The sequence below is a fragment of the Propionispora vibrioides genome (assembly GCF_900110485.1).
In the GTDB taxonomy this organism is placed as follows: Bacteria; Bacillota; Negativicutes; order Propionisporales; family Propionisporaceae; genus Propionispora; species Propionispora vibrioides.
The window spans coordinates 88,697-113,331 of sequence record NZ_FODY01000002.1; the positions used below are offsets into that span (position 1 = coordinate 88,697).

General features: G+C 50.9%; 29 protein-coding genes. All 29 read right to left on the bottom strand.

Annotated features, from left to right (window positions below; all coding sequences use genetic code 11):
- Positions 1-11: 11 nt before the first annotated feature.
- The 29 genes from atpE to BMW43_RS02470 all read right to left on the bottom strand — a co-directional run bounded on the left by atpE (position 12) and on the right by BMW43_RS02470 (position 24,544).
- On the bottom strand, positions 12-263 hold the full coding sequence (gene atpE / locus BMW43_RS02330; RefSeq protein ID WP_091743796.1) for a F0F1 ATP synthase subunit C: 252 nt from the start codon (positions 261-263) through the stop codon (positions 12-14).
- 61 nt (positions 264-324) lie between these two features.
- Positions 325-996, bottom strand: a complete 672-nt coding sequence (gene atpB, locus BMW43_RS02335; RefSeq protein ID WP_439331439.1) for a F0F1 ATP synthase subunit A — start codon at positions 994-996, stop codon at positions 325-327.
- 1 nt (position 997) lies between these two features.
- Complete coding sequence (locus BMW43_RS02340) at positions 998-1,402, bottom strand: ATP synthase subunit I (protein WP_091743797.1); 405 nt, start codon at positions 1,400-1,402, stop codon at positions 998-1,000.
- 24 nt (positions 1,403-1,426) lie between these two features.
- On the bottom strand, positions 1,427-1,639 hold the full coding sequence (locus BMW43_RS02345; RefSeq protein WP_091743798.1) for an AtpZ/AtpI family protein: 213 nt from the start codon (positions 1,637-1,639) through the stop codon (positions 1,427-1,429).
- Positions 1,640-1,812: 173 nt separating this feature from the next.
- Entirely contained in the window at positions 1,813-2,985 is a 1,173-nt protein-coding gene (gene wecB / locus BMW43_RS02350) for a non-hydrolyzing UDP-N-acetylglucosamine 2-epimerase (protein WP_091743799.1), read from the bottom strand.
- A 181-nt stretch (positions 2,986-3,166) separates the two neighbouring features.
- Complete coding sequence (locus tag BMW43_RS02355; RefSeq protein WP_091743800.1) at positions 3,167-4,195, bottom strand: glycosyltransferase family 4 protein; 1,029 nt, start codon at positions 4,193-4,195, stop codon at positions 3,167-3,169.
- Between the two features lie 243 nt (positions 4,196-4,438).
- Positions 4,439-5,107, bottom strand: a complete 669-nt coding sequence (locus BMW43_RS02360; RefSeq protein WP_091743801.1) for a nucleoside triphosphate pyrophosphohydrolase family protein — start codon at positions 5,105-5,107, stop codon at positions 4,439-4,441.
- Positions 5,108-5,202: 95 nt separating this feature from the next.
- Positions 5,203-5,655 (bottom strand): deoxycytidylate deaminase, encoded by a 453-nt coding sequence (locus BMW43_RS02365; RefSeq protein WP_245732192.1) that lies wholly within the window; start codon positions 5,653-5,655, stop codon positions 5,203-5,205.
- A gap of 140 nt (positions 5,656-5,795) precedes the next feature.
- Complete coding sequence (upp, locus tag BMW43_RS02370; protein WP_091743803.1) at positions 5,796-6,422, bottom strand: uracil phosphoribosyltransferase; 627 nt, start codon at positions 6,420-6,422, stop codon at positions 5,796-5,798.
- 11 nt (positions 6,423-6,433) lie between these two features.
- Positions 6,434-7,669 carry a serine hydroxymethyltransferase gene (gene glyA, locus BMW43_RS02375; protein ID WP_091743804.1) on the bottom strand — a complete coding sequence of 412 codons (1,236 nt, stop codon included), beginning with the start codon at positions 7,667-7,669 and terminating at the stop codon, positions 6,434-6,436.
- 31 nt (positions 7,670-7,700) lie between these two features.
- A complete protein-coding gene (locus BMW43_RS02380) occupies positions 7,701-8,246 on the bottom strand; it encodes a TIGR01440 family protein (RefSeq protein ID WP_091743805.1) in 546 nt (181 codons plus the stop codon).
- 208 nt (positions 8,247-8,454) lie between these two features.
- Positions 8,455-8,925, bottom strand: a complete 471-nt coding sequence (locus BMW43_RS02385) for a low molecular weight protein arginine phosphatase (protein WP_091743806.1) — start codon at positions 8,923-8,925, stop codon at positions 8,455-8,457.
- 169 nt (positions 8,926-9,094) lie between these two features.
- Positions 9,095-9,694, bottom strand: a complete 600-nt coding sequence (locus BMW43_RS02390) for a manganese efflux pump MntP (protein ID WP_091743807.1) — start codon at positions 9,692-9,694, stop codon at positions 9,095-9,097.
- A 120-nt stretch (positions 9,695-9,814) separates the two neighbouring features.
- Positions 9,815-10,861: an L-threonylcarbamoyladenylate synthase gene (locus BMW43_RS02395; protein ID WP_091743808.1), complete on the bottom strand. Its 1,047-nt coding sequence runs from the start codon at positions 10,859-10,861 to the stop codon at positions 9,815-9,817.
- Positions 10,862-10,878: 17 nt separating this feature from the next.
- Complete coding sequence (gene prmC / locus BMW43_RS02400; RefSeq protein ID WP_091743809.1) at positions 10,879-11,763, bottom strand: peptide chain release factor N(5)-glutamine methyltransferase; 885 nt, start codon at positions 11,761-11,763, stop codon at positions 10,879-10,881.
- Position 11,764: 1 nt separating this feature from the next.
- Positions 11,765-12,832: a peptide chain release factor 1 gene (gene prfA / locus BMW43_RS02405; protein WP_091743810.1), complete on the bottom strand. Its 1,068-nt coding sequence runs from the start codon at positions 12,830-12,832 to the stop codon at positions 11,765-11,767.
- Positions 12,833-12,880: 48 nt separating this feature from the next.
- Positions 12,881-13,792 carry a DUF1385 domain-containing protein gene (locus BMW43_RS02410; RefSeq protein ID WP_091743811.1) on the bottom strand — a complete coding sequence of 304 codons (912 nt, stop codon included), beginning with the start codon at positions 13,790-13,792 and terminating at the stop codon, positions 12,881-12,883.
- 106 nt (positions 13,793-13,898) lie between these two features.
- A complete protein-coding gene (gene rpmE / locus BMW43_RS02415) occupies positions 13,899-14,102 on the bottom strand; it encodes a 50S ribosomal protein L31 (RefSeq protein WP_091743812.1) in 204 nt (67 codons plus the stop codon).
- Positions 14,103-14,219: 117 nt separating this feature from the next.
- Positions 14,220-15,461 (bottom strand): radical SAM family protein, encoded by a 1,242-nt coding sequence (locus BMW43_RS02420; RefSeq protein WP_245732193.1) that lies wholly within the window; start codon positions 15,459-15,461, stop codon positions 14,220-14,222.
- Between the two features lie 116 nt (positions 15,462-15,577).
- Positions 15,578-16,138 carry an aminoacyl-tRNA hydrolase gene (pth, locus tag BMW43_RS02425; RefSeq protein WP_091743813.1) on the bottom strand — a complete coding sequence of 187 codons (561 nt, stop codon included), beginning with the start codon at positions 16,136-16,138 and terminating at the stop codon, positions 15,578-15,580.
- Positions 16,135-16,947, bottom strand: coding sequence for a polysaccharide deacetylase family protein (locus BMW43_RS02430; protein ID WP_091743814.1), 813 nt, complete (start codon positions 16,945-16,947; stop codon positions 16,135-16,137). Before BMW43_RS02430 ends, pth begins: the two co-directional genes overlap by 4 nt.
- A gap of 5 nt (positions 16,948-16,952) precedes the next feature.
- The gene (locus BMW43_RS02435) at positions 16,953-17,588 is read right to left on the bottom strand and encodes a GNAT family N-acetyltransferase (protein ID WP_245732194.1); all 636 of its coding nucleotides are present in this window, start codon (positions 17,586-17,588) and stop codon (positions 16,953-16,955) included.
- Positions 17,589-17,699: 111 nt separating this feature from the next.
- Entirely contained in the window at positions 17,700-18,650 is a 951-nt protein-coding gene (locus BMW43_RS02440) for a ribose-phosphate diphosphokinase (protein ID WP_091743815.1), read from the bottom strand.
- Between the two features lie 121 nt (positions 18,651-18,771).
- Positions 18,772-20,136 carry a bifunctional UDP-N-acetylglucosamine diphosphorylase/glucosamine-1-phosphate N-acetyltransferase GlmU gene (gene glmU, locus BMW43_RS02445; protein ID WP_091743816.1) on the bottom strand — a complete coding sequence of 455 codons (1,365 nt, stop codon included), beginning with the start codon at positions 20,134-20,136 and terminating at the stop codon, positions 18,772-18,774.
- Positions 20,137-20,422: 286 nt separating this feature from the next.
- The gene (gene purR / locus BMW43_RS02450; protein WP_091743817.1) at positions 20,423-21,232 is read right to left on the bottom strand and encodes a pur operon repressor; all 810 of its coding nucleotides are present in this window, start codon (positions 21,230-21,232) and stop codon (positions 20,423-20,425) included.
- Positions 21,233-21,689: 457 nt separating this feature from the next.
- A complete protein-coding gene (locus tag BMW43_RS02455) occupies positions 21,690-22,445 on the bottom strand; it encodes a nucleotidyltransferase family protein (RefSeq protein ID WP_091743818.1) in 756 nt (251 codons plus the stop codon).
- A gap of 38 nt (positions 22,446-22,483) precedes the next feature.
- Positions 22,484-23,176, bottom strand: a complete 693-nt coding sequence (locus BMW43_RS02460; protein ID WP_091743819.1) for a GntR family transcriptional regulator — start codon at positions 23,174-23,176, stop codon at positions 22,484-22,486.
- Positions 23,177-23,180: 4 nt separating this feature from the next.
- On the bottom strand, positions 23,181-24,062 hold the full coding sequence (gene ispE / locus BMW43_RS02465) for a 4-(cytidine 5'-diphospho)-2-C-methyl-D-erythritol kinase (protein WP_439331440.1): 882 nt from the start codon (positions 24,060-24,062) through the stop codon (positions 23,181-23,183).
- Positions 24,059-24,544: a chemotaxis protein CheW gene (locus BMW43_RS02470; RefSeq protein ID WP_091743821.1), complete on the bottom strand. Its 486-nt coding sequence runs from the start codon at positions 24,542-24,544 to the stop codon at positions 24,059-24,061. Before BMW43_RS02470 ends, ispE begins: the two co-directional genes overlap by 4 nt.
- Positions 24,545-24,635 lie beyond the last annotated feature (91 nt).

Genomic DNA, 24,635 nt, shown 5'->3' on the forward strand with positions numbered 1-24,635 from the left:
TTTGTTGTTACTTAATGAACGAAAGGATTAGCAAAAACCAGCGCAAGTGCGATAACCGCAGCAATGATTGGAATTGATTCGATTAAGCCTACCGAAATAAACATATTTACCAAAATCGTGTTTTTGGCCTCAGGCTGTCTAGCGATACCTTCAATTGCTTTCGCGGTCACGCTACCATCGCCTACGGCAGCACCAAAGGCGGCCAAACCGATAGCCAAAGCAGCAGCAACTACCGAAGCGGCTACAATAATAGCATGTTCCATGTAAATATCCTCCTTTCCCCAGAATGGCCCTTATCAGTATAAAGTATCAGAGCAGTCAGAATTAATGCTGCTCGTCCTTAAACGAGTTGGACAAATACGCCATGGTCAGCATGGTAAAAATAAATGCCTGAATGATACCGACCACTGTGCTGAAAGCCAGCCATAAGGTCGGTATAAAGTAAGGAACCAAAAGCCCCAAGATAATCAACAGGCCTTCACCAGCCAGGATATTGCCAAAAAGACGGAAGGATAAAGTGACCGGCTTGGCAATTTCCTCGATAATATTAATCGGTAAAAAAAAGACATACGGCTCAATAAAATGTTTCAAATAAGCGCCAATTCCTTTATTCATCATACCAATGCCATGAACCAACACCACAACCATCAGAGCCAGTCCCAAGGTCGTATTCAGATCATTGGTCGGCGAAGTAAGGCCGGGAACCAGTCCTAGCCAGTTAGACAAAAGCAAGAACAAGAATAAGGTAATTAATAACGGTGCCATTTTCTTACCCTTAGGACCGATAGTACTCTCAATCTGCTCCAGCAAGCCGCTTACCGCTATTTCTAAAGCATTCTGCCAGCCTCGCGGCACCATCTCCAGCTTGCGAACAGCCAAACCAGCAATGATAATGACGATCGCCATCGTAAGCCAAGTCATATACAGCGTATCCATATTAAAGGCCAATCCAGCAATATGGACCAATTTATGTCCGCCAATTTCATGTTCCATCATTTCACCCCTTTCTGTTATCCTTAGTGCAAACCGACTTGCCGTCACGCACTGCCAGCCTGACAGCATGCAGAAATACAACTACATGCAGTAAAAACAAGCCGGCAATTACTCCTAGTATATCCAACGCCGGTATTTGCATAGCCAAAAATGCGGAACAAGCGATAAAAATCAAGCGCAGCAGCCAGCCCTGTCGCATGTGAAGCAAGGCACTGCGCAAAGGCAGCTCCGCCGTCTTTCTTATCCGGAAACACATCATCAGAAAATATACAGCACTGATAAGTAAACCGGCAAGCAGGCCGTTAGCCAGCGCCGGTTTTCCCCAGATGAGAAGCATTGCATAGGCAAGACCTCCCGCTGCAGCTAAAGCGAGAAATACACATTTTACTTCTGAAAAATAATTCAGCATCTTTCCCTTCCCTGTTTCCTAAACCTAATATTTCACGGCCTTTTTATAGATAGCCCACAGGCCGGAAATCATACCAAGAACGATGCCAGCCACACTGGCCCAGGGAGCACAGTCCAACCAGTTGTCCAGCAACCGTCCCAGAAAAATTCCGACAGCAATATTAGCGACAAGAGTAAAACTCAGTGTTGTAGCAATGCCCAGGGCAGAGAAACCTGGCTGCTTGTCTTTTTTGTTCATAAACATCCCCCGCCATCTACAAATCCAGCAAAAATCCGGGGTAAGCCTTGAGTTTACTTTTACATTTATTCCTAACAAGCAATTCATTTCGCCAAACCCGAACGAAATCCTTCTGGCTTTTGAGCAAAACCAGCCAAAAAGCTAAGAAATTTCCATTTTCGACAAATGCAAAGCTATACCTTAAAGATATCCGGTTTTTGCCCTATATATCCATATGTAAATAAAATAGCCTGCGCGATTCGCCGGGAAGCCTGTCCGTCGCCATAAGGATTACAAGCATTGGCCATGCTCGCATAAGCCTTCTCATCGGCCAGCAAACGGTGAGTCTCCTCATATACACAGGCCCGTTCGGTACCGACTAAACGCACTGTCCCTGCTTCAACCGCCTCCGGCCGTTCTGTAGTGTCCCGCAGCACCAATACAGGTTTGCCTAAGGCCGGTGCCTCTTCCTGAATGCCGCCGGAATCGGTCAGCACCAGATAAGAACGGGCCATTAGATTGGCAAAAGGTTCATAATCCAGCGGATCAATCAAATGCACCCGGCCGATCCCGCCTAGTTCGGCTTGAACGACTTCCCGGACCTTGGGATTTTTGTGCACCGGAAATACAATCTCCACATCGGCAAACTCCTCGACGATTCGCCGGAGAGCCTGGTAAACATGGCGCATCGGCTCGCCCAAATTCTCCCGCCGGTGCGTCGTAACCAGTATGACGCGGCGATTCTGATAATCAATGCCGGATAACAGCTCATTTTGAAATACATAGCCGGGATTAACGGTTGTCTTCAAGGCGTCAATCACGGTATTGCCTGTCACCGTGATCGCCTCTTCCGTCACCATTTCAGCCAAAAGATTCGCCCGTGACACTTCGGTCGGCGCAAAATGCAAGTCGGCCAGTGAACCGGTTAGCTTACGATTCATTTCTTCGGGAAAAGGAGAGTATTTGTTGCCTGTCCTAAGTCCGGCTTCCACATGACCTACCGCCGTTTGATGATAGTAGGCAGCCAAAGCGCCGGCGAAAGTGGTGGTTGTATCGCCATGAACCAGTACGATATCCGGTTTTTCCTTGCCGATGGCCTCATTTAGTCCGTGCATAGCCCGGCAAGTAATATCAAAAAGCGTTTGCCCCTGGGACATGATATCTAAATCATAATCCGGTGTGATATTAAACAGCTTAAGCACCTGATCCAGCATTTCCCGGTGCTGGGCGGTTACCACCACTACCGGGGTAATCCACTCGGGGTATTTGGCCAGTTCAAGCACGACCGGTGCCATCTTGATAGCTTCCGGCCGTGTTCCGAAAATCGTCATAACCTTAATCCGCGGCTTTTTCTCGCATTGCAACATATTTGTTAACTCCTTCCGTGTGTTCGCCAAAAATGGGCGGGCATAATGCCCGCCCGTAGTCTCTGTATACTGTGCTATATATTTCCCTTAACAGACCAGTGCTCCACCAACCCGGAAACCACAATTTTCTCACGGTCTTTTTCCGTAAGACTGCATTGTCGTCGGCTCACTATGTCCGGCACTAGTGGCTCTCCACCGATTTGCCGGATTTTAATACACCAATTTTCTTCGCTCCGAAAAAGGCGACCACCAGCACAACGGCAACAATAATAGCCCCGAGTCCTTTGTTCACTTCGGTCAACGCGATAGCGCTAAGGCCCAGACAGCCACTAATTACATACATCAATAAAACAGCCTGCTTCTGGGTAAGTCCCATATCCAGAAGGCGATGATGCAGATGCCCCCGGTCAGGCTTAAAAATCGGACGGCCGTTGCTGTAACGGCGGATAATGGCAAAAGCCGTATCCATGATCGGCAGGCCAAGCGCTAAAATAGGCACAATCAGCGCAATGGTAGCCGCACTCTTTACCATGCCAAGAATGGATACGGCAGCCAGCATATAGCCCAAAAACATACTGCCCGTATCACCCATAAAAATCTTGGCCGGATTGAAATTATGCTGCAAAAAGCCCATCGCACTGCCGGCTAAAGCGGCCATCATAATGGCTACCGACCAGAAGTTCTGCTGCAGGGCGACTAAGAGGATAGTGATGGAGGCAATTGTGGATACCCCTGCCGCCAAGCCATCCAGCCCGTCAATCAGATTGACCGTGTTCGTAAGTCCGACAACCCAGAGAATTGTAAGTGGAACCGACAAATAATTAATGTATATCATCTCACCAAAAGGATTGGTCAGCCACTCGATTCGAACATCAAACAAAACCAGCACGGCAGCCGCCAGGATCTGTCCAAACAGCTTGACCTTAGCCGGAAGAGGTTTTAAATCATCAATAATACCAACAATTAGAATCACTGTACCCCCAATGAGTAACCCTGCTATTTCATGGGTAATCTGCATACTGGAGACAACAGCAAGAATAAACCCGGCATAAATGGCCAATCCGCCCATACGAGGGATCGGACTGGTATGCACTTTCCGGGCGTCAGGTGCATCCATTGCTCCGGCCTTAATCGCCAAATCTTTTATATGCGGTGTGGCAAAATAAGCCACAGCCAAAGCAACAATAAAGGCAACAACATATGCCTGCATAAGCTTAACACCTCATTTCTAAACCAACGTTTTCATTCTAACCTACGGGTCATATCTTGTCAAACCGGTATCTTCCAGTCAAAACCATCTAAATCTAGTATTTTCATCATCAACAACTATATTCATGATAAACAGATAATATACTATAAAATTTGCCCATATTTCAGTCTTTTTAAAACAATTTCTTTCAGTACCGGCAGAATTTTCCGCAATAAGGACAAGTCGCAGCAGAACAAGCAGTCGTCACGCACAGTAGCCTTTCCTTCTCAGCTTCGCCACATGCTGCTGCGTCAGTGCGCCGATGTCAACTTGATAGGACTCGGCCAAAATATACATCATGGTAAAACAACACTGTGCCACATCCAGGAGTTCCGCCGCACAACCTTGCAGCGCGGCCCTGGTCGCCAATTCCGGACATTCTCCGGAAGCCCCCTGACGCTTGCCCAAAAACTGGGTCAATTCGCCCAGCTCTTCCTGAATCTTGCACACAGTGGTTAACAAAGTGACCTGCTTTAACCGCAGACGCGGCAAGACCAGATATTTAAAGTTGCCGGCTGTCGTAATGTTGTAAGCGCCGGAGCGGTCAAAGTCATAGCCTTTCGCCGACAACTTGTCCAAATGCGCCTGTATTAATTCACCGGTCGAAAAGCCGGAAAGCTCGGGCATCTGCTCCATGACAAAGATCATCGTGACACAGGTCTGCGCCACATCTAAGAGTTCACCGGCCACTTCTTCCAGCAGGACCGTTGCTTCCCGGTTATCGGCGATTTCCGCTGCCTGCAGTCCCTCATAGGGTAGAAAATGAAGGACCGCCCTAGCCAATTCACCGGCTTCTTCCATAATTTTAAGCAACGTAGAATCCAGCGTAGGGCTGAGATGATTCAATTTTGGTAAATAAATTGGCTCTAGCATAGCACCTTACTCCGCACTCATATTTACGTAAAATTTTAACATATTGACTGACTTTTGTACACATGAAAAATTTATGGTATACCCCAGGCCGGCAGTTATCGTAACTGTTCATAGACAATTCCCGCTTCTTCCAGCATGTCCACGGCCAGCTGATCGGGATAGCCATTTTCAAAAACAATGCGGCGAATTCCCGCGTTAATAATCATTTTGGTACAAACCGAACAAGGCTGATGGGTGCAATATAACGTGGCTCCTTCAATTTCGACGCCATGAAAGGCCGCCTGAACAATGGCGTTTTGCTCGGCATGGGTCCCGCGGCATAGTTCATGACGCTCACCGGAAGGAATATTTGCGGCCTGACGTAAGCAGCCTGTCTCACTACAGTGTCTGATTCCCTGCGGTGCACCATTGTAGCCGGTGGTCAACAGCCGTTTGTCTTTCACAATGGCCGCCCCCACCTGACGCCGCAGACAAGTGGAACGGGTTGCGGCCACCCGTGCCATTTCCATAAAGTATCTATCCCAAGACGGACGGTCCCTGTCACTCACATTTACAGCCTCCATATCGTTTATCGTTATCAGATACGATTATATGCGCTGGCCTTTCTCCTGTCCAGCCGTTATTTGCCCTGTCCACAGGACAGACGGCAGTAAAAAAGAGAATCCCGCCGGATTCTCTCTCTTTTATCTTATTTCGTGCCAAATATTCTGTCACCGGCATCGCCCAGACCGGGAACGATATAGCCATGATCATTAAGATATTCATCGACAGCAGCCGTATACACTTCTACATCGGGATGCTGCTTATTGACGAGCAGTACGCCCTCCGGCGCCGCCACCAGACACATCAGCTTAATGTGACGGGCACCCTCCCGTTTTAAAATATCAATGGTTGCCGCCGATGAGCCGCCGGTTGCCAGCATCGGGTCAATGACGACAAAATCCCGTTCCGCCACGTCCGGCGGCAGTTTGCAATAGTATTCCACCGGCAATAAGGTTTTCGGATCGCGATATAGTCCCACATGGCCGACCTTGGCAGCGGGAATTAACCGCAAAATACCGTTAACCATCCCCAAGCCAGCCCGTAAAATAGGCACGACACCCAATTTCTTGCCTGCCAGCATTTTGCACTGACATTTAGCAACAGGTGTCTCTATTTCTGTTGTTTCCAAGGGCAGATCACGGGTGATCTCATAGGCCATCAGCATGGAAATTTCATCTAGCAGCTCCCGGAACTCTTTCGGTCCCGTTTTTATATCACGAATTAAGGATAGCTTATGCTGAATTAAGGGGTGATCAATGATTTTAACCTGCATATATTCATCTCCTACTCATATAGCGGATATTTTCCGCACAATTCTGCGACCATGGCAACCGCCTTGGCCTTAGCCGCTCCGTCTTCCGGCCGGTTTAAGACCATGGCAATGATTTCGCCGATAACCGCCATATCTTCTTCCTGCATGCCTCTGGAGGTCACCGCCGGCGTCCCGATACGGATGCCGCTGGTCACAAAAGGACTGGCCGGATCAAAGGGAATGGTATTTTTATTGACGGTCACGCCAACCTCATCAAGCAATTTTTCCGCTTGCTTGCCTGTCAGGTTCTGTCCGCGCACATCGACCAGCATTAAGTGGTTGTCCGTACCGCCCGACACAATGGTAAAGCCCGAAGCAGCCAGTTTAGCCGCCAGTGCACTGGCATTCTTGATAATTTGTTCCTGATACAGACGGAACTCTTCGCTGGCCGCCTCTTTAAAGGCAACGGCCTTGGCCGCAATGACATGCATCAAGGGGCCGCCCTGAATGCCGGGGAAAATCGCTTTATCCACGGCCGCCGCATATTCGGCGCGACATAGAATGACGCCGCCCCGGGGGCCACGCAGCGTTTTATGGGTCGTAGTAGTCACGATATCGGCATAGGGCACCGGATTGGGATGCAGACCAGCAGCTACCAGTCCGGCAATGTGAGCCATATCGACAAACAGCATGGCACCGGCTTTATGAGCAATCTCCGCCAACCGGGCAAAATCAATCACCCGTGGATAGGCACTGGCTCCGGCAACCAGCATTTTAGGCCGGTGCGTCATGGCCAGATCTTCCAGTTCCTCATAATTGATACGGTGTGTCTCGGCATCGACACCGTAAGCAACAACATTGTAGTATTTGCCGGAAATATTAACCGGGCTGCCATGGGTTAAATGGCCGCCATGGGAAAGGTTCATGCCTAGAATCGTGTCGCCGGGTTTTAAAAAGGCAAAATATACCGCCGTATTGGCCTGGGCTCCCGAATGGGGCTGCACATTGGCGTGTTCAGCGCCAAACAGCTCTTTCACCCGGTCAATCGCCAGCTGTTCAATCACATCTACATGTTCGCAACCGCCATAGTAACGGCGACCGGGATAACCTTCCGCATATTTGTTGGTCAAAACCGATCCCTGCGCTTCCATAACGGCCTTGCTGACAAAATTCTCAGAAGCAATGAGTTCCAGTTTATTTTGCTGACGCTGACGTTCCAACTCAATCATCCGGGCAATTTCCGGGTCAAATCCCTTGAGCACACTCATCCTTATTCTCCTCCAAATCTCATCCTGTAAATTATTCGTATATAGCCCGGGCCCCGCCAATCAATTTGGGACGGGTGCGGGCGGCAACAACCGGCGCCGCTCCGATGTATTTCTGCTGCAACCGGACCGGCACCGCGACCCGCTTCAAATGCATGCCAATCAGAGTATTGCCAATGTCCAGTCCGGCATGAGCCTGAATGGCTTCCACCACCACCGGCTCAGCGAAGCTTTGCATGGCACAGGCAGCCAAAGAGCCGCCGGCTTTCGGCGCAGGCCGAACGCAGACCTCCTCCAACCCATAACGTTCCAGCACCGCACGCTCCACTACCAGTGCCCGGTTTAAATGCTCACAGCATTGAACCGCAAGCTGCACAGCGTACCTCTCGGCCACTTGCATGAGGCCTGACAGCACTGCCTGAGCCACTTCCACCGAGCTGTCCGAACCAATCCGGGCGCCCCGCACTTCGCTGGTGCTGCAGCCAACCACGACAAGCTGTCCGGGCCGCAAAGCAGCTGTCTCAAAAAGTTCGGCAGCAGCCTTTACTGTTTCCTCTGTAAGATGAAGAACCTCAGACATGGCTATCCCCTCCTGTGTCCTTTGCTTGAGCATGACTTACATCCTAGTGGTTCATAGTTTATTAGCAGCTAGTACCTTCCCTCGCTACGTTGTTGTCAATCGGCGTAGGAGCCGCTACACCTCATTCCTCCGCTTTACACTGAAAATTGCTAGCGCTCTGACAAACTATAAAACCCGACGGGATGAACCACTAGCAAAAATTCTCCATTTAATATTCTTTTCCTGCTAAAGCGACAATTTTTTTCCAAGCTTGTCCCAATAGGGAGTCAATCTCCGCTGCCGCGCTGTCATAGGTTTCATAACTGCCGCCGTAAGGGTCGTCCACATCCCCGGCGGCGCCAGCAAATTCACATAAGGTAAACACCTTGTCGGCCGCCTCCGGCGCTAAGGCAAGTACGGCCCGTTTGTGGGACAGCGCCATGGTCAGGATCAGGTCGGCCGCAGCAATCGCGTCCGCCGTCAGTTGACGCGAGCGATGCTCTCCCAGCGAAATGTGCCGGGCCTGCATCACTGCACAGGCAAATTTTGATGCCGGATACTCGTAACCGGCCATAATCCCCGCCGACAAAACGCTAACTTTATCGTTCAGACCGGCCTGTCTGACCTTTTCGCACAATAAAGCCTCAGCCATCGGACTGCGGCAGGTATTTCCCGTACAAACAAACAAAATACGTAGCATAAAAACGCCTCACTTTTTTAGTATAGCCAAATCCGTCACGATTAGTACTTATCAGCCCTAATCCTTTGCATACTAACGATCTATTTTCCGCAACTCTTCGTTGTCGTCAGTCAGAATCCTCCGGTATACCTGCCGTCTCAGACCGGCAAGTTACCAGCCGTTTATCTTCTTATAACGCATGATATAAAACATGCAAGCCCAAACCAATCAGAACCGTCCCACCGGCCAGTTCCGCCCGGGAACCAACGTACCGGCCAATCCGGCGTCCCAGGCTTAAGCCCAGCACCGCAATGCTAAAAATAACTGTTCCCAGCATCCCGCTGAGCTTAATCAGATCCACGTCCATCATGCCCATGCTAAAGCCGGCCGCCAGAGCGTCCATACTTACGCCGACGCCCAAGAGCAACAGCGCCCAACCTTTAAGAATCCTGCCGGAGGCCGTCTTGGCCGCTCCCTGTCCGGCTATATTCTCTTTAATCATATAGGCGCCCAATCCCATTAACACAACGGCGCCAAATGCGCTGGCCCAGTTTTGTATCACCAGCGAGGGAGTTGCCACATGATAGGTTTCAATGTGTTCGACAAGTGTTCCCAGCCAATGGCCGAAATGGTAGCCGGTCAGAATCATCACAATATGAAACACCGCGAATACAAACGAAGCCCAGACAATCACGCGCCATCTGATTTTATTCATGCCAATGGGAATGGCCACCGAAAACAAATCCGTCCCTAACGCAACGCTCAAGATGAATACTTCCAGGCTACTCACAGTCCCACCTCCGCGTTTATATATATGTGGGTAGCGGAGTGGATAGTCTATAAAACCACTGATTTATTCAAGATACACGTCCCGGCAAATCCTTTTGCATCCGGCGCGTAGAAAGTGCACTTACTTTTTTATAATACGATAGCCGCTGGCCTTGCGCAACCGGTTCATTACCGCCAGCCCCAGACCCTGTTCACTGACACCTTCGGCGTAAATGACATCAACCGGTTTATCGTCAAAATAACGGAGCACCGTATATAGCCTGGCGGCGGCTTCTCCGGCATCCCGCTTGCAGCCCAAACTGGCTTTGACCGGTTTATCCGGCAGCAGCGCCAGTGTTTCATCAAAGGCCACCACGCCGGCCCGTAATCCCTGTTTCTCTGCCCCGGCCAGTTCCCGCAGCAACACAGGCACAGCCTCTGCCGGCGCCACCTCTAATAGCGTCATCGGGACTTTAGGCGCATAGTGTGTATATTTCATGCCGGGAGCGCGAGGCGCTGCATCGGCAGCGGCCAAAGCGGCATCTACTTCTACTTCACCTAGTGTCGCCAGGAGTTGCTCCAGCGTTATCCCGCCTGGCCTCAACAGAGTAGGTACGGGCGTGGTACAATCGACAATCGTCGACTCCACACCAATAGCACAGTCGCCGGCATCTACCACGGCAGCAATTTTCCCCGCCAAATCGGCCAGTACATCAGCGGCATTGGTCGGGCTGGGACGGCCGGAAATATTTGCACTCGGCGCAGCCAGCGGCGTGCCGGCCAGCCGGATAAGCTCCCGGGCCACAGAGGAATCGGGCAACCGTATAGCTACCGTGTCCAGCCCACCGGTGGTTCGGTCCGGCACGATGGCGGCCCGCTCCAAAATAACAGTCAGCGGCCCCGGCCAAAAGGTCTTCATCAACACCTCAGCATTAGCCGGGATTGAGACGGCTAACCGTGCTACTTCCTGCCGGTCGGCAATATGCAAGATTAACGGATTGTCCGAAGGACGTCCCTTAGCCGCATAAATGCGCTCCACCGCCGCGGCATTCAGCCCGTCGGCCCCCAGACCATACACGGTTTCCGTAGGGAAAGCCACCAGAGCGCCAGCCTTAATGTAGACTGCGGCTTCCGACAGTTGGGCGCGGTCCGGACTGTTCCTATCAACTACAAAATGCTTAGTCTCCATCTATCTTCTCCTTTGTTTCATTGCGGCACCGGCTGTCTGGTATCGCGCAACAAAACCACCCGGTCAATGCCGGCATAGTCTTTAACAATGGCTTCCACCAGAAACTGCTGCGTTCTACCCAGTTCCGCCACCGCGTCGGCCTGGCCCTGGCCAACTTCAAACGCCAGCAGACCGCCGGCTGTAAGATACGCAGACGCCACTTGGCTGATCCGGCGGTAAAAATCAAGCCCGTCGGCACCGCCGTCTAAAGCCAGGTGAGGCTCCTTTCTCACCTCGGCTGCCAGCCCCGTGATATCTTTTTGCGGAATATAAGGCGGATTGGAAACAATCACGTCAAACTGCCGTCCGGCCACCGCTGAGAAAATGTCTCCTTTATACAATGTCAACCGGTCGGCGACACCATGCCGGCAAGCATTCTCCCGGGCAACCAGCAAAGCCTCTGCCGAAATATCCACAGCCACACCGGTCGCCGCGGCCAGCGTATGTAGCATACTGATGATAATAGCGCCGCTGCCTGTTCCAATATCTAAGAGAGCCGGCGCAGCCGTATTCTGTCCGGCCAATTTTGCCAGCACGGTTTCCACCAGAATTTCCGTATCAGGCCGGGGGATGAGCACAGACGGACTAACCTGAAAGGCAAGTCCCATAAACTCCCGGCAGCCGGTAATATAGGCAACCGGTTCCCGCAGCACCCGGCGTTTGACTACCGCCCGGAAGGCTTCCAGTTCTCGTTGTTCCAACGGTTGGTCAAAATGGACATAAAGATACAGCCTGTCCTTCCCCAGGATATGGGAAAGCAGTACTTCAGCATCCAGGCGTGGATTATCCACGCCCTTGTCTTGGAAGTACTGCCTGGTCCAAGTTAAAATTGTCCCAATCGTCCATGCATGCTTTTTTTCCATCTTATTCAGCCTGCTTTAAACGTTCGCTCTGGTCCACTGTAATCAGCGCTTCAATCAGCTCATCCAGATCGCCGTTTAGTATAAAATCCAATTTATGCAAGGTCAGGCCAATCCGATGGTCCGTCACCCGGCCCTGCGGGAAATTATAGGTGCGAATCCGCTCGCTGCGGTCCCCTGTTCCCACCTGGCTTTTGCGGGCTTCCGCCACACCGGCCCGCTGTTCCTCCTCGGCCGCTTCCAGCAGCTTGGCTCTTAGCACCCGCATCGCCTTATCACGATTTTTAAGCTGCGACTTTTCGTCCTGGCAGGTTACCACAATACCGCTGGGCAAGTGAGTAATCCGGACGGCCGATTCCGTTTTATTTACGTGCTGGCCGCCGGCGCCGCTGGCACAATAGGTGTCAATTCTCAGATCGTTCGGATTGACGGTGATGTCCACTTCCGCAGCTTCCGGCAAAACAGCCACAGTTACGGTAGATGTATGAATACGTCCGCTTGACTCGGTCGTCGGGACACGCTGCACGCGATGCACACCACTTTCGTATTTCAGACGGCTGTAAGCTCCGTCACCATCCACAACAAAAACAACTTCCTTAAAGCCGCCCAAATCAGGCGCATTGGCATCCAGCATTTCCGTTCGCCAGCCCCGGTTTTCAGCATAGCGCGTATACATGCGGAATAAATCACCGGCAAACAGCGCCGCTTCGTCACCGCCAGCCCCGCCCCGGATTTCAACAATAACGCTTTTATCATCATTGGGATCGCGCGGCAGCAGTAAAATCCGCAGTTCATCGGTCAGCGCCGCTTCCCGGCTTTTCAACTCACTGAGCTCGGCTTGGGCCATGTCCCGCAGATCGGCCTCCGGATTGTCGTCTAACAGTTCCTGGGTATCGGCCAGTCCCTGCAGCACCTCTTTATACTCCCGGAACTTAACAATCAGCGGCGTCAGCTTGGAGTGAGCCCTGGTGTGCTTTTGCCACTCTGTCATATTGGCAATCACTGTCGGATCACTGATCAGATTTTCCAATTCACTGTATTTATCTTCAATGGCTTGGAGTTTATCAAGCACAAATCTTCACCTCATCAATATAGTACTTCGTCAGGATTACAAATGCTACTAGCAAGCCGACGGGCTGCAAAGACCTTCCGGCGGCGTAGCAGCCTCCGGGTCTTCCGACGGTCGGACCGCCTCAAAGGCCTGAATGGCTACCTCAATTTGGTCGTCGCTCGGTTCGCGGGTTGTCAGCTTTTGCAGCCATAATCCCGGCAAAATGGAAATTCTGACCCAGGCTGCCTGGCTGCGTCCGGCAAACCGGATAATCTCATAGGCAATGCCCGCCACCAGCGGCATCAGAATAATCCGGGAAACAATCCTCTCCCAAAGGGAAGGCCAGCCCAAAAAGGCAAACATAATAATACTTACCACCATGACAATGAGCAGAAAATTCGTACCGCAGCGTGGATGAAGCGTGCTAAAGCCCCGGACATTATCCACCGTAAGCGGCACACCGGCCTCATAGGCATGAATGGTCTTATGCTCGGCACCATGGTATTGAAAGACCCGCTGAATATCCTTCATTAAAGAGATAGCAACGATATAAACTAAAAACACGGTCAAGCGCAAAATGCCCTCAAACAGATTGAGCAGACGGGCATCGGTAATGGCGCTGTGAATATATTTCGCCGCATAGGTCGGCAATACGACAAACAGTAAAATAGCCAGGCCCAGCGAAAATAGCATCGTCATGGCAATTTCCTTATTGCTCAGTTCCTCGCCTTCCTCACCGGCCGCCTGGGCCGAAAAAGACAGCGCCTTCAAGCCGATAACCAGTGACTCGATTAGAGCAACCACGCCTCTGATCATGGGCTTTTTCAAAACAGGATATCTATCGGCAATGGAAACCAACTTTTCCTTCTTGACCATAATCTCACCGGAAGGTTCCCGCACCGCCGTGGCGATGGAAGCAGGGCCGCGCATCATGACGCCCTCGATAACTGCTTGACCGCCTATATAAATCTTAGGTTTCACAACACTCACCCTTTCTATAAGGCCGGAGGAGTTTTTTCTGCCGGCCACTTCGGTTATTTATCGCTGAATACAAATGAAGCAGAGCGTTTCTGCTCTGCTCCTCGTTTTAGGCTTGTTGACCATAACGCTTATTGAATTTCTCGATCCGGCCGCCGGCAGTAATATTACGTTGTTGGCCGGTGAAAAACGGATGGCACTTAGAGCACACATCAACGCGAAGTTCTTTTTTTACAGAACCGGTCACAAAAGTATTGCCGCAACCGCAAATGACTTTTGCTTCGCCATAATTAGGATGGATTTTTTCTTTCATTCTATCTTGCACCTCGTTTCGTGTAAACAATTGGATTATCGCTAAATAATTATAGCATACCAATATGTGTTATGCAATATTGTTTCCGTTTCTATTGTGTTCCATCAGTATTTTTCTTTACCGTTTAGTAAAGAAGTGACTGAAGCTGCCAATGACAATCTGCGGCTGGTGTTTGATCAGTTCTGTCACAAAACGCCTTACCCCGATGGCCGCTCCCTTGGCGGGCGGCATGCTTTGCAGGAACAGGTCGGGATCGAAATTGAGATTGCGCAGCTGGATCATATCTACCTTGGTTTCGGCCAAAAAGTCCAGCCAGGCGCCAACTTCCTCTTCCCGGTCATTTAATCCGGGGAAGGAAAGCATATTCAGCGACACTCTGACGCCTTTCCCCTTGGCATAACGGATGGACTCCCTTACCTCATCCAGCCGGTACTGGCAGCGATAGTAAGCCTGATAGGTCTCCGGAATGGCGCTGATTATGCTGACTCGCATACTGTCCAGCCCTGCGTCAACAATGCTTCTCACGCCCTGGCCAAAACCGCCGTTTGTATTCATATTGATAACCCCTCTGGCCGTCCGGCTGCGGATAAACCGGATGCTTTCGGCAATATTTTCAAAAGCCAGCGAAGGCTCTCCCTCACAGCCCTGCCCGAAGCTGACAATAGCTTTCGGCGCCCCGTCGAGGTGATACACGCCAACTGCGGCAATCTCCTCCGAAGTCGGCCTAAAAGTAATACGACTCTGCGGCGACGGGCAGCACTCCGCCGGCTGCAAGGAGATGCAGCCAAGGCAGTCGGCATTGCAGGCAGGAGACACCGGAATCCCGGCTTCCCAGCGGTGGTAAAATAGATTTTGCGCCGTACAGCACTGCCATTCCAGCGAACAGCGGGCCAGCTGTCCGACAATCCGGTTGCCGTCAAACTGCTTTTGCAGCCGGTGCACCCGTTCTTTTATGTCCGATGTATTATAGTTGGTGGGACACCAAGTTTCATTATCATCGCTCTTGATCGCCGCCACGTAAATACGATCCTGGTAGAGAGCCGCCGCCGTATAGCCATAAAGCGGCAGGACCGACGCCCCCTCTTCCTTGCAAAAGGCGGGCAAATGGGTCCGGGTATAACCGGCCGGCAACAGAGCAGCTACCGCCAGTCCACCTGCCGGAACCTTCCGGACTTTGCCGTTTTTCCCCACACCAAGTGCCGTGCGCCCCGGCAAGTAGGCCAGCGAGGCCCCCTCCGGCAGAGGAATCATGTCTTCCGGTGTCAAGGGAGCCTCCTCCCAGCCGGTCCGTCCCATCGCCTGATAACCCGGTGCATCAAATATTTCTCCTCTTTTATCTGCAAACAATGCGGTTAGCAAATCAAACCAGCTCCTACCACTTTTCTAAAAACTATTCCTGACAGGGTAGTAGTCCACCACGCCTACATTCATCCCATATCATTAGGCGTGGCGGACTACTATGCTCCCGCCAGGAACTATTTATTATAACGATTCATCGCCAGGTCCACGCCTCGGTCAATGGCACAAACAACCGCTTGAGCCGCCCGTTCTACCGCTTGGACAACAAGCTCGGTTTCTTCGGCGTTAAACCGGCTTAGCACATAATCAACTACCTGCCAGCCGTCCGGCGGTCGCCCGATACCCACCCGGATGCGAAAGAATTCCTCTGTCCCCAAATGCTCCAACAGCGAGACCAGCCCCCGGTGCCCCCCGGCACTGCCTTTCTTTCTAAGCCGCAGTTTTCCGCAGGGAATATCCATATCATCATAAATGACCATAATATCTTCCGGCGCGACCTTGTACCAGCGAGCCAATGCACCAACCGCCACACCGCTTAAATTCATGTATGTCATCGGTTTTACCAGCAAAACCGGCTCTTGGGCGTCGCGATATTCCGCTACCAGGGCCTCGTGCCGGCTTCGCCAACTATCAATTTTCCAGAGTTTTGCCAATTCGTCAACCACCATAAACCCGACATTATGCCGGGTTGCTTGATATTCTTGTCCCGGGTTTCCCAACCCCGCAATGATTTTCACTGTCTGTTCTCCCCCATAGCAAGCAATTCACCAACCGTAACAAACCGGTAGCCCCGCCCCTTCAGTTCCTGAATAATCCGCCGCGTCGCCTCGATGGTTTGGGCCCTTGAAACATCACCGGCTCCATCGTGCAACAGGATAATCGAGCCGTTTTTCACCTGCTGCACCGTACGCCGCACGATGATAGCCACCCCAGGATTGGTCCAGTCCCGGCTGGCCACCGACCATTCCACCGGCACCATTCCCCTGTCCCGGATGATACCAAGCACGGCAGCATCGCGAAAGCCATGAGGCGGCCGGATGAGGACAGGTTTACTCCCGGTTATGGCTGCAATAGCTTCATTGGTTTTATCAATCTCTGCCTCCACGGTTCGCCGGTCAAGCTTTAACAAATCCAAATGATTATAGGTATGGTTGCCGATCTGATGTCCTTCCGCCGCGATGCGACTTACCAGTTCCGGCGCTTCAGTCACGTGGCGGCCAATCAGAAAAAAAGTGGCATGCACACCGTTATCCCGCAAAATATCCAAAAGCTGTCCCGTATAAGACGGATTGGGTCCATCATCAAAAGTCAGAGCCACCACTTTATCCAGGGTGTCCTGCTCCGAAAAAACCGCTCCATAAAACTGGCTGTCCGGCAACACGGCATTCACTACCAGAATAACCCCCACGACAATACAGGTGACGGCCAGGCCCAGGCCCAAACGCGCCGGACGACGCAAAACCTGAAAATAATCAACAATCAGACAGGTCAACACTATCACAGTCAGAAACCCTAGCATACTGATCAGCCGCATCTGCATCTCCATCTGTGTCAGCCTTCCATTTCTTTTAGCATGATAAGCCATTCACCTTGCGAATCCCGTGTCACACCGGACGGAACAAAACCCCATCTTTGATACACCTGCAAAGCAGGATGGTTATCCGGCCTTACCTCCAGGCGAACCTTGCCGACCCGGCAGACAGCAAAATAGTTCATGGCAGCCGCCATGAGACCGCCGGCGATGCCTTGGCCCCGCCAGCTTTCACTGACGGCAATGGACAGGATACGGGCATTGACTTGCTGCTGCGGCCGCAGGGAGGATTGAAGGAACGAAGCCTTATTGAAAAAGGCCGTCTTCAATGGCCGTAAACCAAGCCCGTAACGACCGGTAAACCAGCGATAAAACCATAAAAAAATGTAGCCTCCGGTTACCGCCTCAATCCACAACCGGGGTAAACAGGCGGGAGCAAAGCAATACCCCACAACCTGCCGTCCGGCAGTTTCCGCCACAAAGGCGGCTTCCGGCTCCGCCTTGTAGACAAACCGGAAAATATCTTCCATAGCCTGTGGCCGAGGCAGTGAGCTGCCACAATAATGCCGGACGCTTTCGCCGAAGCACTCGGTAAACAAAGCTGCCATCGCCGCTACATCCGATAAAGCGGCCTGCCTGATGGTAACGGCTGGCACAATTCATCATCCTCCAAATATCATTCATTATATCATATTACACTATAAGGGCGCGATATCGCGCCCTTATAGTGTATGCAGGTGATGAAAATTAAACCAGCCGCCGTTTAATTAGTTAAACAGAATACTTACCGGAACTTCATTGTGGATGTTGGTAATAACGCCGCTCAGCAGCTTAGCCACCGACAATACTTTAATTTTAGGCGAGCATTTTTCCGGGGTGAGCGGAATGGTATTGGTTACGATCAGCTCTTTGATGTTTGATTTTTCAATGCGTTCCACCGCCGGAGCGCTAAGTACCGGATGGGTGCAGCAGGCATACACTTCCTTGGCCCCCAGTCTTCCCAACGCCTTGGCGCCTTCCACCAGCGAACCGGCTGTGTCAACCATATCATCGGCAATAATCGCCGTTTTGCCTTCCACACTGCCAATGGTATTCATAACTTCCGCTACGCCTGGTGCGGGGCGTCGCTTTTCAATAATGGCAATGGGGGCACCCAAACGGTCAGCCAGTTGTCTGGCCCGCGTCACACCGCCGAGATCCGGCGATACCACAACAATATCCTCCAGATTTTTGGAGGTAATATATTCCGCTAAAATAGGTACACCAGGCATATGGTCCACCGGAATATCAAAAAAGCCCTGAATCTGTCCGGCATGAAGATCCATTGTAATAACCCGGCTTACCCCGGCAATTGTCAGCAGATTGGCGATCAACTTAGCCGAGATCGGTTCACGTCCCCGAGTTTTACGGTCCTGCCTTGCATAAGCATAATAGGGAATGATTGCGGTCACATGCCGGGCTGATGCGCGTCTGAATGCATCTACCATGATCAATAATTCCATAATATGCTCATTCGCCGGATAACTGGTTGGCTGCACTACGAAAATTTCCTTGCCGCGTACGCTTTCATCAATAATCACCTGGGTTTCACCATTATTAAACTGCCCAACGAAAGCTTTACCCAAAGGGATTCCCAAATAATCGGCCATTTCCTGCGCCAATTCCGGATTGGCATTACCGGTAAAGAGACATAATCGATCCTTGTTTTTCAGCACCATGTTAATACATTACCTCCATACCTGTTGACACACGCCTGTATTCCCGTCAGATCAGACCTATGCCAACAGTTTTATAAAATTTATTTATAAGTACCCGCAAGAGCGTTCCTACTGCCAAAGCTTATTTTCTCTTGTTTGCCCATTCCTCAATATTGGATTGGCGCGCTCTGGCTACACCCAGCGCTGCCGGCGGCACATCCTTCGTGATAGTCGAACCGGCAGCCACAAACGCTCCCTCGCCTACCGTTACAGGGGCCACCAAATTAGTATTGCATCCGATAAAAGCATTGTCTTCGATCGTAGTCCGGTATTTCTTTTTTCCGTCGTAATTTACGGTGATGGTACCGGAACCAATGTTTACTTTAGAGCCCATATCTGTATCCCCGATATAGCTCAAATGCGGAATCTTGCTATTTTCCCCTACTTTAGAGTTCTTCACTTCCACAAAATTACCCACCTTGACGCCACGGCTCAAATGGGTATTCGGTCTTAGATGAACATAAGGGCCTGCCGTAACATCAGAGTCCACTATGCAATCATGGGCATATACAAAATGCAGGGTCACCCGGTCACCGATTTGACTGCTCTGGATGCGGGTATTAGGTCCGATCGTACAGCCACTCCCAATTACCGTGTTTCCCTCCAGCCAGCTAAAAGGATAAATGACTGTGTCAGGAGCGATAGAAACACTTTCGTCAATAAAAGTGCTGGCCGGGTCCATGATGGTCACACCATTTTCCATTAAAGCCTGCAATTTGCGCTGGCGCATAAATTTCTCTGCTTCCGCCAGTTGAACGCGGGAGTTAATTCCCATCGTCTCCTCAAAGCAGGGTGCCGTTACAGCACCGACCGTCTTGTTTTCCCGGGCCAAAATCCCCAGCACATCGGTCAGATAATATTCACCCTGTGCGTTGGCACAGGTAATCTGGCTCAGTGCTGCAAGAAGCTCCCGGCTGTCGAAACAATAAATTCCCGTATTAATCTCGTGCACAGCGAGCTCTTCCACCGAAGCATCCTTTTGCTCCACGATGCCGCGAACCTGACCGGCAGCATCACGAATAACCCGCCCATAGCCGGAAGGATCAGGCATATTCGCCGTCAATACAGTGGCTGCAGCCTGGGCCGCACAATGCTCCGCATACAGTTTAGCCAGCAGCTCTCCCCTTAATAAAGGAGTATCGCCGCAGAGCACCATGACAGTACCCGCAAATTTCTCCAGCAAATCTTTTGCCTGCATGACCGCATGCCCTGTCCCCAGTTGTTCCGCCTGAAGGACAAATTGAGCCTGCCCCGCCAGTGCTGCTGTTACTGCTTCCGAACCGAATCCGACCACAATGATATTCTGGCACGCTCCGGCAAAATTGGCGGCATCCAACACATGCTGCACCATGGGTTTGCCTCCCACAGGATGCAGTACTTTAGGTATGGACGACTTCATTCTCGTGCCCTTACCTGCTGCTAGGATCACCGTTACCAATTCTGACATTACTTCAACTCCCCCTGTTACTCTTTATCAATCCCAAAACTCAAACCTTATTTAGGTTCTACACGATCAGTCAGATTCCTGCAAATTACTACAATTTCTAGAAAGAAGAATCAAACCGGCTTTAGAACCTGTATTCAACCATTAGAAAATCCTGTATCGACGGCGATTTCCCCTCCATACTTCGTTACATCTTCTTGCCATAACCCCCATTATGCCTGCGAAAATGTGCCTTGCCTGGCGCAAAAATCACTCGTCGCTCCAGCATTTCCATGATTGAATACAGGTCCTACAAAGCCGGTCGGATATCCACGATTTTTCGCTGCTGATCAACCTCATGCAGGATAAGCAATGCCAAATAATCCTCAACCAGTTTTACCTGCGGTTGGGCCGTACCGACCAGCACGCCGGTACCGACGATTTCCACATCCACTTCATGAGCCAGGTCGTACATACCCCGCACCGTACCACCGGCTTTCATAAAGTCATCAATGACCAGAACCCGCGCCCCGGGCGGAATCGCCCGGCGAGGCAGGGACATGGACTGAATCCGCTTGCCCGAGCCGGTTACATAGTTGATACTGACGGACGGCCCTTCAGTCACCTTGCTGCCCTGACGGACGATGACCAAAGGAAGGTTAAAGGCCCGCGCCGTCATAAATGCCAGCGGAATTCCTTTCGTCTCCACTGTCATAATATAATCAGGCGACAAATGCGAAAACCGGGAAAAAAAGATTTCTCCCACCTGTACCATAAGGTCCGGTGTGAAGAGAATATCGGCCATATATAAAAAGCCGCCCGGAATAATCCGCTCCGGTGAGGCCAGTTTTTCTGCCAGTTCATGCAAAAAGGCGCAAGTTCCGTCCTGCGATCTTAGCGGCAGGAAACGCACTCCGCCGGCCGCACCGGAAACCGTTTCCAGCGACCCCATGGCAAATTGTTCCATCGCCTGCCGGATCGTAACGATATCTTCACTTAACGTCGATTTAGCGGCACCAAACAATTCACAAAAATGATTAAGTGAAAATAAATGGCCTGGCCGCTCCGTCAAAAATTTGGTCAACGCAATCATACGTTCCGTTCTCCGTGCTTTAGTCATCCTTTTCCTCCACTGTCAGGAAATCCCGAACAATATTCCTTCCAATAACTTTTTTATTCAGATTCTCTGTTTACCTGACAATTCCTGCTAGGGTTTGTTTGTAAATTAACGGAATGATCTATGGCGAGTGATTTTTGCGCCAGCCAAGGCAACATTTTTTTGAAATAGGAGCCCCATTTCAGAAAATATTAACGAACTATGGCACAAAAAACACCGTCAGGGAGCGTTTCAGATAGTTTACAAACAAAACCTAGGGCATTACTAATTTATTTTATTCACACTCCGCATTGCAGCAACACTTTTTCAGGGGCCACATCAAAAAATAGCGGAGAGAAAACTTATCATTTATTCTTTTGCTTTTCGCTCCGACCTATACATCACCATTGCCCACGCAAGCCGGCATCGTTTACCATTTTTGCCGCTTATAGAATAAACGCGCCAATACAGCGCGTTTATTCTATAAGCGGGCTATTTCATTACGTACCATTTCCAGATCGCTTAATTTATCCACATCCATGCCGATTTCGGCATAGGGCGAAGAAATCACCTGCCCGGTAATTCCCAGCAGTTCCGACAACCGTCCGGTTATATCGGCCAGGCTTAACCGGCCTAACAGAAATTTGACAATAAAAGACCAGCCCAGTAAACGGCACAAGTTCAAAGGCTTTTTCCGCTGCGCCACTACTTGGGCGGCAAAATCCAGGCAGGATTCCACAATGGCCGGCTTGACCAAAAACACATTGCCGCCGGTAAATATCCCTTCCTTCAAGCGGACATAGGTACGTTTGACTGTTGTAAAGCGTCGTCTGACAGTATCCTGCGACACAATCGGATAATAGACGTCGGCCTCACTGCCGGCACATTGCCGAAGAAAATCCGTCAACGCTTCACCGGAAATCAGGGGAATATCCGCCGTCACCACCAACACCTTGTTCTGATGTCCCAAGGCCCGCATACCCGCCACAACAGTATCCATCATGGTTTTACCTGACGGTAAAAGCACCGGCTCACCCGGCAGTACACAGCCAGCCAGTTCAGCCAGCGGACCGACAACAAAAACCCGGTTCACCAAGGGACTTGCCGCCAGTGTATTGACCACATACCAAACCATGGGTTTGCCCTCAATCTCGATCAACGCCTCATAGGTTGCCGCCGATACCTGACGCAATGTTTTGTTGTTTTCACCGCCAGCCAAAACGATTGCATCAACCATGCCCCAAGCCTCCCGCCTGTCCATATCCGGCACGTTTGTCAATCATTGGATTGATTTCTGCGTTCGTTAAGATCATTTAACAGAGTCTGCTCCGCATTTTCCATATGTTCAACCGCTCTTTGCTGGGCAAGCTCCGGATCACGCTGGGCGATGGCTTCCACCAGGCGGCTGTGTTCCTCCAGCGTGTTTTTGAGCCGTCCCGGATAAGACATCGACATCGAACGAAAACGGGTCAGCTGTTCTCTTAAATTATTGATAATACCAACCAGGCGGTCGTTGCGACTGGCCCGATATAAAATATCATGGAACAGACTATCGGCTTCGACAATTTTATCCATGTCACCGTTATCAATATACTCGCCGATCTGCACCAGCAGACGCTCCATCTGTTCCAGTTCCTCCTCGGTAATCCGTTCGGCAGCCAGGCCGGCGGCCAGTACATCCAGAGAGGTTCTGACTTCGTATACTTCATTAATATCCTTGATGGAAAGATCCGCCACATAAGTGCCGCGCCGCGGGACCATGATGACAAACCCTTCCAGTTCCAGTTTGCGAATAGCTTCCCGCACAGGCGTCCGGCTTACGCCAAGCTCCTCTGCCAGCTGAATTTCCATCAGCCTCTCGCCTGGTTTTAAAATTCCGCTTACAATGGCATTCCTCAGTGTTTCACATACAACTTCCCGCAAAGGCTGGTAACTGTCCAGCCTGATTGGCAGTAATCGCCGTTCCATCTTCTCACTCCACCCTTGCCAGTGTTTTAGCCACCCTAATATCGGCTTTATCTTTAAATTGGCTACCCAGCCTGTCAGCAACATAATTAGCCCGTTCCAGATCAGGCGTAAGGCCGAACACGGTTGGCCCGCTGCCCGACATCAAACTGTTCATTACCCCGTAGCGCTTCATGCTTTGCTTTAGTTCATCAATCAAAGGATACTCGGTCACGGTAACACTTTCCAGCACATTACACAAGCGCTGTGTAACAGCCGGCAAATCCTGCCGTTCCAGCCCGGCAATAACCCCCTGGGTATCGGGATGTACTACCTGTTCCGCACTTCGATACCGCCCATAAACCCGGGCGGTTGATACGCAAATTCCCGGTTTGGCCAGAACAACATAGCAGCAGGGCATTGCCGGCAATGGAGTCAATATCTCACCCCGACCGGTGGCCAGCATGGTACCGCCCCGCAGGCAAAAAGGAATATCCGACCCCAAGGAGGCTCCCAAGGCTTCCAGCTCCGCTTGGCTTAACCCCAATTGCCACAATTGGTTCATCCCTTTCAGTACAGCCGCCGCGTTGGAACTGCCACCGGCCAGGCCTGCCGCCAAAGGAATCTGTTTATCCAGGACAATATGTACGCCCTCAGCGATATGACAGTTTTCCTTGACCAGACGGGCTGCCCGGCAGGCCAGGTTGCTGTCGTCACAAGCAAGAGCGGGAATATTAGCCTCGACGGTAATATCCCCGTTCTGTTTTTTCAGTGATACCGTATCGTGCAGGTCTATCGCCTGCATGATCATCGACACTTCGTGATAGCCGTCCGCACGCTTATGCAGAACATCCAAAGTGATATTGATTTTAGCATATGCCTTTACCTGCAACGCATCAACACTCATCATTCCCGGTTGAATTCCTTTAACTCGATTTCTTCCTGACTGCTTAACACCGCATTGATATTTAAAAGAATCAAGAGACGGCCGTCCACTTTTCCCACACCGTGAATATACTGGGCATCAAGGACAAAGGATGGCGGCGGCGGTTCAATCTGTTCCTGTTCCAGTCTGACAACCTCATTAACGGCATCCACAATGACCCCAATGGTCTGCCCGTTTACTTCGACAATAATAATCCGGGTATTATCCGTGTGTTCCGTCACTTCCAGTTGAAACCGCTTGCGCAGGTCAATAACGGGAATGATGCGGCCCCTTAAGTTGATAATCCCTTCCATAAAGGGCGGTGTCTGCGGCAGTTTGGTAATTGGAACCAAACGATTGATTTCCTGTACCCTGGTAATCGGCAGCCCATATTCTTCCCGCGCCAGACGGAATACAACCAGCTGCAGTTCATGCAAGTCTTTTATATTCTCTACGCTGTCATTCATTTAGCAGATACCTCCAGATGCGGATTTGGAAGTACTATATTCGACATAAAATAGGAGTATGCCTGCCATTAGGTTAATTTTTTTTGGAAAA